Annotated in this window: 11 protein-coding genes and 1 pseudogene; 8 read left to right on the forward strand and 4 right to left on the reverse strand. The window is 45.2% G+C overall.

Features of this window, described 5'->3' with window-relative positions:
• Positions 1-44: 44 nt before the first annotated feature.
• Positions 45-620 (reverse strand): type IV pilin protein, encoded by a 576-nt coding sequence (locus tag L2729_RS20050; RefSeq protein WP_248989848.1) that lies wholly within the window; start codon positions 618-620, stop codon positions 45-47.
• A gap of 245 nt (positions 621-865) precedes the next feature.
• Between L2729_RS20050 and L2729_RS20055 the strand changes: the two genes are divergently transcribed.
• The 7 genes from L2729_RS20055 to L2729_RS20085 all read left to right on the forward strand — a co-directional run bounded on the left by L2729_RS20055 (position 866) and on the right by L2729_RS20085 (position 9,144).
• Complete coding sequence (locus L2729_RS20055) at positions 866-1,906, forward strand: XdhC family protein (protein ID WP_248989849.1); 1,041 nt, start codon at positions 866-868, stop codon at positions 1,904-1,906.
• Positions 1,903-2,625, forward strand: coding sequence for a nucleotidyltransferase family protein (locus L2729_RS20060; RefSeq protein ID WP_248989850.1), 723 nt, complete (start codon positions 1,903-1,905; stop codon positions 2,623-2,625). The genes L2729_RS20055 and L2729_RS20060 overlap by 4 nt, the downstream gene beginning before the upstream one ends.
• 82 nt (positions 2,626-2,707) lie before the next feature.
• Entirely contained in the window at positions 2,708-3,187 is a 480-nt protein-coding gene (locus L2729_RS20065; protein WP_248989851.1) for a (2Fe-2S)-binding protein, read from the forward strand.
• The gene (locus tag L2729_RS20070; protein WP_248989852.1) at positions 3,184-5,430 is read left to right on the forward strand and encodes a xanthine dehydrogenase family protein molybdopterin-binding subunit; all 2,247 of its coding nucleotides are present in this window, start codon (positions 3,184-3,186) and stop codon (positions 5,428-5,430) included. Before L2729_RS20065 ends, L2729_RS20070 begins: the two co-directional genes overlap by 4 nt.
• Positions 5,431-5,694: 264 nt before the next feature.
• Positions 5,695-6,741: a ribosome small subunit-dependent GTPase A gene (gene rsgA / locus L2729_RS20075; RefSeq protein WP_248989853.1), complete on the forward strand. Its 1,047-nt coding sequence runs from the start codon at positions 5,695-5,697 to the stop codon at positions 6,739-6,741.
• 348 nt (positions 6,742-7,089) lie between these two features.
• Positions 7,090-7,581: a DUF1097 domain-containing protein gene (locus L2729_RS20080; protein ID WP_248989854.1), complete on the forward strand. Its 492-nt coding sequence runs from the start codon at positions 7,090-7,092 to the stop codon at positions 7,579-7,581.
• A gap of 105 nt (positions 7,582-7,686) precedes the next feature.
• Positions 7,687-9,144, forward strand: a complete 1,458-nt coding sequence (locus L2729_RS20085) for a methyl-accepting chemotaxis protein (protein ID WP_248989855.1) — start codon at positions 7,687-7,689, stop codon at positions 9,142-9,144.
• 404 nt (positions 9,145-9,548) lie between these two features.
• Here the strand turns inward: L2729_RS20085 and xthA are convergent, their stop codons facing one another.
• Genes xthA through L2729_RS20100 form a run of 3 tightly spaced genes read right to left on the reverse strand, consistent with a single transcriptional unit; the run spans position 9,549 to position 11,217 of the window.
• Entirely contained in the window at positions 9,549-10,355 is an 807-nt protein-coding gene (gene xthA, locus L2729_RS20090) for an exodeoxyribonuclease III (protein ID WP_248989856.1), read from the reverse strand.
• Positions 10,356-10,372: 17 nt separating this feature from the next.
• The gene (locus tag L2729_RS20095) at positions 10,373-10,672 is read right to left on the reverse strand and encodes a YciI family protein (RefSeq protein ID WP_248989857.1); all 300 of its coding nucleotides are present in this window, start codon (positions 10,670-10,672) and stop codon (positions 10,373-10,375) included.
• Positions 10,672-11,217: a septation protein A gene (locus L2729_RS20100; RefSeq protein ID WP_248989858.1), complete on the reverse strand. Its 546-nt coding sequence runs from the start codon at positions 11,215-11,217 to the stop codon at positions 10,672-10,674. Before L2729_RS20100 ends, L2729_RS20095 begins: the two co-directional genes overlap by 1 nt.
• Positions 11,218-12,025: 808 nt before the next feature.
• On the opposite strand from L2729_RS20100, the pseudogene L2729_RS20105 reads away from it, so the two are divergent.
• A pseudogene (locus L2729_RS20105) lies at positions 12,026-12,996 on the forward strand (IS110 family RNA-guided transposase).
• The last annotated feature ends 115 nt before the right edge of the window (positions 12,997-13,111 follow it).

Consider the following 13,111-nt stretch of genomic DNA (forward strand, 5'->3'; position numbering starts at 1 on the left):
AATTGTACTCAGTGGCGGCTTTAATGTTTGAGGTTCTATGTCGATTAACTGTCACTTATAACACTGACGACGGTGCCCGCAACAGAGTCGTACACAATCTTAATATCTGCTGTTTTACGCCCCGCAACATCGTTAAGCGTGCGTAATACATAGCTGCATTGGGTCTGTCCGGTTGGATTGGTATCAGCTTGGTGGCGATAAGCTTGAAAATCACTGCCATTATCGACGCTTGATAAAGATACGCTGCCGGGATCTTCAAGTAATGTTTCCCACAGATCAACACAGCCCTGTTCGCCTTGACCAATGTTGGTTGGTTGCCCCATAGGGTTGCCTTTACCAATCCCCAATGGAAAACCTAACGTATTCATATCTAGCTTGCCGCCCGCGTAGTTTGGCAAATCATTAAGTGAGCTATTATTTCCCAATATTTGCCAACGGGTGTGGCTAAAAGTGATTGCCTGTTGGTAGGCCCCTGCGATAGCCTTAACTCGGCTAACTTCGGCATCTCGTCTAAAATCGATAAACTGTGACACCGCAATAACGGCTAGAATACCGAGAACGATGATGACGACCACGAGTTCAATTAACGTAAATCCCTTGTTCTGACTATTTGCGACCATGCAATTTTGACTTCCAATAAGGTGTGGCTATTCCGCTAATAGTAATCGATTTGTTAAAAAACGGAAATAAAAAAACCATCAACAAAGGCGTTGAACCTCGGTTATTTGAACAATGTACAAGACCCGCTTATATTTACCTTACGATAAAACACCTTTTGTAACGGTTTGCGGCTTTCAATTGCCAAATAAGTTGATTAGTTTGAATCACTAGATTGAGTATCACACTCAATGGGAGACACGGAATTATGTCGAATCATATTGAAGATCTACTGAGCGAATGGCAGTTAACATCCCACGATGGATGGGTGTTAGCAGTGGTGACTAAGGTTCAAGGTTCAGCCTATCGTAAAGCGGGCGCGATGATGTTATTTCACCCATTAGGCAAAAGCATTGGCTTAGTCAGTGGTGGATGTTTAGAAGGGGATCTTAAAAGGCATGCCCAGCGGGCCATTCAATATGATACTGCAATAAAGCTGGTATACGATGCGACCGATGAGTCAGATACCACTTATCAGTTGGGGTGCGGCGGCATCATTGAGCTTATGCTTTTTCCGTTAACCTCTAAAAACCACTACTTACAACTGCATCGCCTTGCTGAAAATCTGCAAGCGGGGATCCCATGTTTATACGAGTTAGTACTCCCTGACGAAGGGACGGCGTCGGACCTATTTGTCGCGACGGTCGTTAATCCATCTGAAAGCCATTACCCCCCAAGTGATGTGCAAAAGCCAGCCATTTTCACACTGGATCAAACGGGTCACCGCGCTATGCAGCAAGAGCATCGATTAGTGATCCCTTGTCGTCCACGTTTTCATATTGCCATATTCGGTGGCGGCTTAGACGCTCAACCTTTGGCTAATATTGCAAATCAGCTAGGTTGGCAAGTCACTGTGATAGACGAACGCACCAGTTATGCCCGTCATCATGACTTTCCGTCATCAACAATCATCAAACAAACGCCTGCCAAATTAACCAATGACATAATGAATCGATTCGATGCGGCAGTTGTCATGCAGCACAACCTCACATTAGACGCTAACGCTATATTGCGTTTGAGTCAGACTCAAATCTGCTATATCGCTTTATTAGGGCCGCCACATCGTAGAGAAAAGGTGCTGGCAATTGCGGGGGTGTCGGCAAATGATTTCAGTGGGGTATTTTCAGCCCCTGCGGGTCTTGCACTGGGAGGCGAATTACCTGAGTCCATTGCGCTAAGTATTTTAGCCCAATGCCACGGGGTACTGCATAAGGCTCACCAAGTCTCGCTAGATAAGGTGATGACGTGACAGAACTTGTGCGCAAGGTAAGTAAAGGTGCTGCGAACAACAACGCCTTAATTAATGACATAAATACCACTCATAAATTGGTTATTGCGTTACTTGCCGCTGGCGCCAGTAGCCGTTTTGAAGGGATCAAGCTCGCAGAACCTATTGATGTCATTAATACGATAGGCCAAGTGAAACGTCAGCCGCTATTACTTCATAGCCTTGATAAACTTCAAGCTGTTGCTAAGCAACTCGAATCAACCTCTCTGCATTGTGAAGTTGTTGTCGTGCTTGGCGCTCATCAAGCGTTAATGGCTCTGATACCCGCAGGTGTGCGTGTCATTACCAATTCTCAATGGCAGCGAGGATTATCCAGTTCAATAAAAACCGCAGTCACAACGGCAAAACAGCTAAACGCTGATGCGTTGATGGTGACGCTCGCCGATCATATTGGCGTGGATCAAGACGCTTACAGACTTATCATTAAGCGTTGGCTATTAGAGAGAAAAACCTGCTGTGCTTGCTATCAACACAGCATTGGCGTTCCTGCTATTTTCAATGTTGATCTATTCAATCAATTGCAGCGACTTACGGGCGATAAAGGCGCTAAACCTTTACTGAAACAGCTCGCTTCCCAAGATGAATTGACTATTGTTGAAGTGCCTGGGATCGCCGTCGATATCGATCAAAGAGAAGATGTTGTTGTTTGGCAGCAAGCGATAAAACAGCAACTCAGTTAACACCTATAAACAAACAGCCCCTAGAAGCTATCAATCTTTCGCTGTGATTGAGGCTATTAGAGCGAAAGATGAGGAGCGAGTAATGAATGATGAGAAACTGACACTCAGTATCAATGGCAAGAGTTTTGCCCTTGATACCGACCCTAAAATGCCCATTCTATGGGCCATTAGAGATATGCTCGGTATGACAGGCACCAAATACGGTTGCGGCGCAGGCTTATGCGGCGCCTGTACTGTCCATATTGATGGCAAACCGGCTCGCGCTTGTTTAACCAGTGTGGCCCAAGCACAAGGGAAACAGGTGACAACGATAGAAGGTTTGGCTGCGGAAGAGCTTAAGCAAGCCTGGAGCGATCATAATGTACCACAATGTGGCTATTGCCAGTCCGGACAGTTAATGTCTGCCGCTGCGTTGCTAGCTGAAAATGCCGCTCCCACCGATGCTGAAATCGAATCTGCTATGTCAGGCAATATTTGCCGCTGCGGCACATATACCCGCATCAAATCTGCTATTCATAGTGTGTCAAAAAAGGGTGTTTCCAATAAAGGAGCATCATCATGAGTACCTTTACCGCAGTACAAAATTTCAGTCGCCGCGACGTGCTTAAGCTCTTTGGTGCTACAGGAGGGGGTTTAGCGTTAGGCGCCAGCGGACTGAGCTGGAGCCCGATGGCACTAGCACAAGACAAAGAGGCAAGGTTAAACTTGTTTATTGCGATAGGGGAAGACAACAAAGTTTATTTAACTTGTCATCGCTCAGAGATGGGGCAGGGGATCCGCACAGGGATCCCACAGATATTGGCCGATGAACTGGAAGCTGATTGGCAACATGTTGTTGTCGTACAGGGCTTAGCAGACAAACGTTATGGCAGCCAAAATACCGATGGTTCACGCAGTATTCGCAAGCACTATGACGCAATGAGGCAGATGGGCGCGATGGCGCGTACCATGCTTGAGCAAGCTGCTGCCCAGATGTGGAAAGTGCCTGTTGCAGAGGTTAGCGCCAAAGACCATCAAGTGCATCACCTTAGCTCTGGCCGTAAACTGAGTTATGGTGAACTGGCCATCGCGGCATCAACACAGCCCATGCCAGCAAAGGAAGCGGTAACGCTAAAAGACAGCAAAGACTTTAAGCATATTGGTCAATCGCACACCATTGTTGATATGCAAGACATGATCGACGGTAAAGCCAAATATGGTTACGACGTGCAGATGGAGGGGATGCTCTACGCCAGTATCACCCGCCCTCCAGTGCTGGGCAGTGACATTGCCACACTCGACGATAGCCTAGCACGCAAGGTGGCTGGTGTGGTTGATGTGATCCGTTTGAAGGTGCCAAAAGGTGCCCCTGCCTTTCAGGCATTAGGCGGCGTTGCAGTGATAGCAAGCAACAGTTGGAGTGCACAGCAAGGCAGAAAAGCACTTTTAATCACTTGGACTGCGTCAGCGAACGACAGCCACGATACCACCGAGTACTTAAAGACCTTGTCAGAGCGTGTCAAACTGCCGGGTAAACTCGCGCGGCAGCAAGGCAAAGAAACCAGAGATTGGCCGGAACAGTCGACGATCAATGCACTATACACTGTGCCTTATTTAGCGCACGCACCTATGGAGCCGCCAGTGGCAACAGCTTCAGTCACCGAAACGGGCTGTGAAGTGTGGGCATCGACTCAGACACCTCAAAGTACAGTACAGACTGTCGCCGCAAGTCTTGGGATGAAAGAGGAGCAGGTCAAGGTCAATGTGACTCTGCTTGGCGGTGGATTCGGTCGTAAATCTAAACCCGACTTTAGTGTTGAAGCGGCGCTACTGTCACAAAAGCTGCAACGACCCGTCAAAGTCAGCTGGAGCAGAGAAGATGAGATCCAAAATGGCTACCTTCACGCCATTAGTGCTCAGTTTTATCAAGCCAAACTCAATGACAATAAGATGCCCGAGGCGATGTTACAGCGCTCGGCTTTCCCATCGATTAGTTCAACCTTTGCTGAAGGCGTCGACTATCCGTCGGCGGGCGAGTTGGATCTCGGCTTTGTTGATGTGCCCCTAGCCGTTGAAAGTTATCGCTGTGAAGCTGTGAAAGCAGAGGCTCATACACGGATCGGTTGGATGCGTTCGGTGTGTAATATCCAACATGCTTTTGGTATTGGTAGCTTCGTTGATGAGCTCGCTAACAATGCTGGGGTGTCCTGTCCCAAGATGTGGCAAGCCTTGTTAGGCAAATCTCGAAAAGTCGATTTTGCCGACCAAGGTTTTAAATATGGTAATTATGGTGAAGAGTTATCGCGCCACCCTGTTGATGTCGGACGCTACCTCAATGTAATTGATATTGTTGAACAAGCACTCAATAAACAGCCAGCCGTCAAAGCGGGTCAGGGCTGGGGGTTTGCGGTTCATCGAAGTTTTACCAGTTATGTTGCCGTGGCGATTTTAGTCGAAGTGGATAGCAGCCAGAATTTAACGGTGTTGAAGTCTATTGCAGCCATTGATGCTGGATTAATTGTTAACCCCGATCGGGTGGAGTCGCAAACAGAAGGCGCGGTGATGTTTGGTCTTAGCTTAGCGATGATGGGCGAGATTAGCTTTAAAGAGGGTAAAGTTCAGCAATCGAACTTTCATGATTATCCATTGCTGCGCATTAGCCAATGTCCGGAGATAGAAGTCACTATTGTACGCTCGGATGCGCCGCCTGCAGGCGTCGGTGAGCCTGGTGTTCCCCCTGTCGCACCGGCGTTGACTAATGCTATCTTTGCCGCAACGGGCAAGCGCATTAGAGACTTACCGGTTAATAAGTCACTTAATATCTAAACATCTTGTATCCGCAAGCTGGAGGGTCTTAAGAAGACAACGCAACATTAAAAGTGCCTCAATGGCACTTTTTTTATGTCATTTTTTATGCGGTTAGATTGAGTCATATTCTAGGCGGCGGTAATCTGTCGTTTTTGTTCAATCAATCAGTGGGAACAATGGCTAATATTGGTGTTTTAGCACTGAAGCTAAAGGTAACGTCACAGGCTGTAATCATATACATGATGACTGCAGCAACGAGCAAGGCGTGAACGGAGACAGACCATGGAAAACCAAACAATGACATTAACCCAACTCGGCTGGCGGCCGTTTTTTCAGCAACAACTTAGCCTAGAAGAGTTAACGCTGTTCAGTATTGGTCGTGTGGTCGAGCAGCATAGGAGCCACGTTGTGGTGATGAGTGAGCAAGGACTCGTGAGGTTAACCTTCTCTGCGCAGGCTGAGCGTCTATGCGTTGGTGATTGGACGTTGTTTGATGACTCACAGCGATTACATCGTCATTTAGAACGCCAATCTTTGTTCCAACGTAAGGCGCCGGGCTCGAAAGTGGCGACTCAGCTCATTGCTGCAAACCTTGATAGTGTCATGATTGTCTGTTCTCTCAATCATGATTTCAATCTGAGCCGAATTGAACGTTACCTAGCACTAGCGAAAGAAGCGCTGGTGGACCCGGTGGTGGTATTAACAAAGGCGGATCAGTGTGGTGATGTGGATGACAAGCGTCAGCAAGTGCAACAGCTAGATCCTTTGATGATGGTTCATACGGTTAATGCACTTGAGAGTGAGGAGCTAAAAGGGTTATCGAGTTATTGCCAAGCCGGCAAAACGATTGCGTTCTTAGGTTCATCGGGTGTGGGAAAGTCGACATTAGTTAATGGCTTAATGGGTTTTGATGCACAGCTAACCCGTGCTGTCCGCGAAGTTGACAGTAAAGGGCGTCACACCACAACCTCAAGAGCGCTGAAGTGGTTACCTCAAGGCGGATTGCTGATGGATACCCCGGGTATGCGAGAGCTACAGCTTAGCCATTGCGAACAAGGTGTTAGTGATACATTCAGTGAAATCATCGCATTAGCACAGCAGTGCCGATTTAGCGATTGCAACCATGAAAGTGAGCCTGGTTGTGCGGTTCAAGCCGCCCTACATGATGGCATAGTGACAGAACGTCGATTGACGAGCTATCGTAAACTGATGCGTGAGCAGGCATTGAATGGTGCGACACTGGCGGAGAAAAGAGCTAAAGATAAGGCGTTAGGGAAAATGATCAATGGCGTGCAAACCGCATCACGTAGGAACAAGAAAAAAGCTTGATGGTTTACGAGTGATCCACCGTTGAATAAAACATCTCGTTTGTAGATGTTTTTTTTTGTGCCTGACGAACGCAGCTAGATCAGCGTAAAGCAGTTCTGTATTAAATAACTCGGTTGCTGAGGTGCTTATTGTCACTGGCTTTATACTCCTATTGGGTTAGTTGTAAGTCAGAATATTGTATATTTGTTACGTTTTCGGTTGTTTTGTGCACTAGGTTCGACTTTGTTAGCGCTTTTTTGTCGTAGATCGTGTTTATTAACCTACAAAAGATGGTAATTTAGCGACCTTGATATTAGATACTGTGTATCGACATGGTAAAAGTGTATATCGCGTTATAGAGAGGGCTTTATGGAGCATCGTTGGCAAATAGCAATATCAGCAGGATTATTAGCAGGCGTATGGGCTGGTTTTGCTGATGTATTTCAACTTGTCACCTGGATAGGTTTTCTGGGTTGCAGCACTTTTTTTGCACAAAAAGAAATAGGTGTAAAAGGCATGCTGATGGCGATGGCGACAAATGTCTCTGGTGTCTTTTGGGGTTGGCTTATCATTTCTGGCAGCAGTTTTTTTGTCTCTCCGGTCATGGGCTATACCTTCACGGGCATAGCAACGGCTGCCATGTGTTTACAAGCAAGTTATCAAAAGCTCGCCTTTATACCCGGTGCATTTATCGGTTGTTGTATCACCTTTGCAATGGGTGGCGACGTCGCGGCAATATTACCCCCTTTACTGGTGGGCGCGATGCTGGGCTACAGTATGAGTCTATTGACGACTCAGCTAATCGGCTTGACTCAAAAACTACAAACAATATTTGCTGAAAATACAGCAAAAGAGTCATAATTCAACATTGAATATAGCGAGCAACTCAACACTGTGCTGTACTGGGCAAGTGAGTCTATCAACGCATTATAAAGGGTCAAAGATAAGGTCCATGGGAATTTTACGATGAAGCAAATTAATTTTCGAACAGTCGATGCGGTATTAATCAAGCTCAGTCTAAATGGAAAATTCTGGTCTATCTGCACGATGGTTACGCTCATCACTGCAATGGTGGCCGGAGCAAACTACTTTAATAGCAAACAACAGATTGAAACCGCTTCAATGGCGCGCGCCCAAGCCACGGTTGAGGCTTATGCCAATATGGCGATGACCCAATCTCTTACCGGGCAGTCGTTAACTGATTTTGCCAGCGAAAACGGATTGAGTATCGGTTTTATTTCTGAAGCGAACCGCTCAAACGATAACCTTAGCGTAAGTGCGCCCGTTGACGGTGAGTTCATTAACTACACGGTTAATGTGAGTCGTTGGGAACAGCCAGCTTTGTCCAATACGAATAACATGCTTTGGTTGGCTCTTTTAGGTCTACTGCCGTTATATCTTGTGAGTTATTGGGTATCAACTTCGCTGGGTGGCGGCTTGTGGGATATGTACCAAGCAATAAAAAGACTCGCTGATGGCGATCTTAGTTTTAGACTTAACTTTTTTGGTCAAGATGATTTCAGCTTAATCGCCCGTGAAATTGACCGTAGCGCAGATAACATGAGTGAAATGGTGTCTGCGATTGCACTCAACGCACAAACGCTTTCACAAGCGGCGAGTGAATTCCATCAACAAGCAGGTCAAAATGAGCTGTTAACGAATGCACAGCATCAATTTCTTGATACTGTCGCAGTGGCAATGTCTCAGATGACCGCAGCGGTTGAAGAGGTATCGCAAAATGCATCTAGCACATCAGAGCAAACTGAAATTAACTCATCTCAGGCGGCAAACAGCAAAGTTCAACTTGCTGAGGCGGTAGCAAGCATTGGTATATTAACGGGGAAAATTTCAGAAGCGTCCGCTTCAGTTGAAGACCTTTCCTATGCTGCAACACAGATTGGTGCAGTCGTTACCACCATTAACGGTATTTCAGAACAGACTAATCTGTTAGCGCTTAACGCAGCAATTGAAGCGGCCAGAGCGGGCGAGCAGGGCAGAGGCTTTGCCGTGGTCGCAGATGAAGTGAGAACGTTAGCAAGCCGAACACAACAAGCGACTGTTGAAATTCAATCTATGATTGAAGGTTTACAGACGGGTACACATAAACTGAGCAACATTACCGGCGATATCGTATCGCAAGCCAGTAAAGGCCGTGAGGCTATCGTGTCAGTGAGTAATGATGTCGATAACATGGCATTATCTATCAGTACGGTATTCGATATGAGCGCACAAATAGCCGCATCATCCGAAGAGCAAAGTGTTGCATCTCGGGAGATCGCCTCGCAACTCGACGATATTCGAGGCCAAGCCGAAACCATTAAGCAAACCACTGAACATTCAATCGGACTTGCAACAGATTTAAATGATGCCTCAAAAGACTTAGATCAGCTGCTAAGCCAATATACGTTAGTTAAAGCCAGCTAACGTTTACGTAGGCCAGCTGCGACGATGTTTAACTGAGTTGCAGCATAAAGAAAAATCAGCTAATAAAAATGCCAGCAATCATTGCTGGCATTTTTGTTTGAAGCCACCGTTTAGATTAGGGGCTGTAGATCTTTCACGGTTGTTTTTGCCGCCGTTTATTGGCTATTTTGACAAGGCGGAGGCTATGTCGTTTAGTCATTCTCCACAAATAGCCTACAACACCGTAAAAATAGCCAAGAAGCGCGGCCCTTAGGGTTCGTTTCAATACTTTTAGTCTTTTATGACTAGAAGGCGTTACGAGCTTTCACTTAGACTGCTAAATCATCGCTCAAGCCTAGTACTAAAATCATTATTCCTTACGGTAAAGAATCGAACAAAAACTAAGCTCGAAAGATCAACAGCCCCTAGCTAAAGGTGCTCCAGATCGGCGCGTGATCTGATGGCTTTTCAATAGCACGTAAGTCGTAATCAATATCAGATTCAACCAGACGCAGTGCAAGTGATTTGGTCGCTAAGACAACATCAATGCGCAGGCCACGATTATCGACAAACCCTTTGCTGCGGTAGTCAAACCAAGAATATCGCTCTGTGCGCGTTGGGTGTAGCTCGCGGAACGTATCCACTAAGCCCCAGTCCATCAATGTTTTAAGCCACTCACGCTCTTCAAGTTGAAAACTACACTTACCTGTTCTTAACCAGCGCTTGGCGTTAGGATCACCAATACCGATATCTAAATCGACAGGCGAGATATTGATATCGCCAATGATGGCAATATCTTCATCAGCAGTGTGATACTCATTTAAATATACCATTAAGTCTTTGTAAAACTTACGTTTGGCAGGATATTTTGTCTCATGGCTAATGTTTTCACCTTGAGGGAAATAGCCATTTAGCACGGTAAGCGGACGGCCATTTTCTTGCATAAAGGTCCCCATGATCATACGGCGCTGCGCGTCGTCTTCATCGGTTGGGAAGCCTTTTTGAAGCTTTAATGGCTCAGCCTTCGACAACATGGCCACACCATAGTGTGCTTTGCCACCATGGTAATGCACCTTGTATCCCATTGCTTCTACATCAGCAAGTGGGAAAGCTTCGTCATGCACTTTGGTTTCTTGTAAACCGATGACGTCAGGCTGGTGGCTATCGATTAAGGCTTGCAGTTGATGCAGTCTTGCTCGCAATCCATTGATATTAAATGAAACTATCTTCACTTTTGAGTTCCTTTTGTTTACGGCAACACTAACTTATAAGGTTTTACAATAACGCTTTCATATACACCCGCGGCGATATAAGGGTCGGCATCAGCCCAGCATTGTGCATCTTCAAGTGACGGAAAATCAGCAACGACTAATGAACCAGTGAAACCTGCTTCGCCTGGGTTTTCACTGTCGATAGCGGGGTGAGGCCCAGCGATGAGTAACTTGCCTTCATCAGCTAAAAGCTGCAGGCGCGCTAAATGGTCTGTACGAACAGATAAGCGTTTTTCTAAGCTATTTTCAACATCTTGCGATGAAATCATATACCACATTATTTAAGTTCCTTACGATCTTCTTCAGACATGTTTTTAAAGAGATATAATACAGTGAGTACCGTATTAATCAGTGTCAAAGCGGTTAGGCCAAATACCTTAAAGTTTACCCAAGTTTCTTGCGATAGGCTAAAGGCAACGTAGATGTTAACGAGAGAGCATGCCACAAAAAACAGTACCCAATACCAAGTCACATGGGCCCATATCTTGTCAGCAACAATTAACTCTTTGCCCAGCATGCTTTTTAAAATGGGTTTATTCATAAATTGACTGACAACTAACGCGATAGCAAACAGTGCGTAGACAATAGTGACTTTCCACTTAATGAATGAGTCATCATGTAAAATCAAGGTTAGCGAGCCAAACACCGTAACCATTGCAAAGGTAATGAGGTGCATCTTCTCCAGTTTTTTATACAGCATGTAGCTAATGATAAGCTGCAATGCGGTGGCGGCAATCAATGCGCCACTGGCAACGTAAATATCAAAAAATTTGTAGACGGCAAAAAAGATAACCAGAGGCAGAAAGTCGAGCAACTGTTTCATAGGATAGTGTCAATTCAAAATGCATAAAAGTGTGCTTGAGTTTAGCATGCAAGCCATGAAGGAAAAAGGGTAACGGGTTCACTTGAGCGCTTCGGTAAACCTATGTTCAGTATGGCTACATTAGGGATAATAAATGGCCGTGATCTTGCACATATTACGGTCACTAATTGTTACCCGATAACAACATTATCAGCGATATTGACGGCCACGTTAGTTTTGCCTATCTCTCAAACAGAGGGCAATACAGCTAAAGTAAGACCACGCAGTTTAGTACTTTAGCTATGGTTAAGTTCTGTATCTGGAGTTACAACACGTCTTGCCGACGGCAATGCTCTCAGTCTAGCGGTGTGAAGTATAAGGCTGTTTGTAAAAGAACTGAGGGATTAACTAAAGAAGAGGGCGATAACTGGTAACTAATCGATATAGTGATAATTATTTTATTATCTACAAGGGTGAAGGAACATTGAAACGATCAAGGTTGCTCCTCAGAAACAACACATTAATCAGAACTCGATCTACTATATTTGTTTAATAAAGAGTCTTAATAAGCCTCAGCTTTGTTCAACTTTTGGGATAAGGATGCGCACGGCCTATCCCTATTGTATGGATAATAACTAAGTAATTTGGGTAAAGTGAGACCCAAGCTTTTGCTGCAACTTAAGCCTTCTATTTGATAGCTCGATATCCTTATGGCTCCTCTATTGAGAGACCGATAACAAACGTGAGCATCAGATAGAACTCCAAGCACTAATCTCGAATAGTCGACTGGGTCTAGAACCCGTATTTCGCAATAAAGAGAACGCTTATTATGAATAGTCATCACATGCAAAACATCAATGTCGGAGTTGATATCGGTAAATCACAACTTGATATATTTATCCGCCCCCTTGATATCTTTTTCACTGTTGCTAATGACACAAAAGGTATTAGAGATGCAATCAATAAGATAAAAATTCACAAGCCTCAGCGCATTGTAGTTGAAGCCACTGGCCGATTGGAAATGCCATTCATTCTAGCCTGTTCAGAAGCAAAGCTCCCCTTTGTTATCGCTAACCCTATGCACGTTAAACGATTTGCAGGCGCTATAGGTCGACGAGCCAAAAATGACCGATTAGACGCCGAACTTATCGCTCACTATGCGGAAGCCATCAAGCCTAAATTCACTGAGCTAAAACTGAAAAAATAAGATTAATGAGTGATTTAGTTACTCGAAGAAATCAACTTCTCACCATGCAGACCATGGAAAAAAATCGCCATCAAATCTTATCGAAAACACTCGTTTCTACCATTAAACCGATTCTTACAGCTCTAAAGAACCAGATAACAAAAATCGAGTTAAAAATTCAAAAGTTAATTGAAGAATGTACCGAGTATCAAAGTAAAAACATCATATTGCAGAGCATGCCTGGGATCGGAAAAATAGCAGCTGCGTCTATAATCAGTAATATGCCTGAGTTAGGCTATATCACGAGTAAACAAGCAGCTTCACTCATCGGGGTTGCCCCCATGACCAAAGAAAGTGGAGCCTACAAAGGTAAGCGGGTCATCCAAGGCGGACGAGCACAAGTACGAACTGTACTCTATATGGCAATGATGTCGGCTATGCAGTGTAACCCTGTGTTTAAAGCCACATATCAGCGACTACTTGGGCAAGGCAAGCCCAAGAAAGTGGCTATTATCGCATGCGTCCGAAAGATGGTAGTCATCCTCAATTCGATGCTAAGAGATGGCGTCATGTGGGATGAGAATACAGGTAAAAATAAGTTATTGACGCCATAGTCGTTTGTTGAACGAAGCCGCTATGCGGCAGAAGAGATAACAAGCCTCTTTGCTCTCCCATCCTAAATACTTACTAGTACAGGTCTTGTTAGGCCATTATTACTAGGAGTATTGT

Origin of the sequence: Shewanella gelidimarina, from assembly GCF_023283945.1 — a bacterium.
GTDB classification, from domain to species: Bacteria; Pseudomonadota; Gammaproteobacteria; order Enterobacterales; family Shewanellaceae; genus Shewanella; species Shewanella gelidimarina.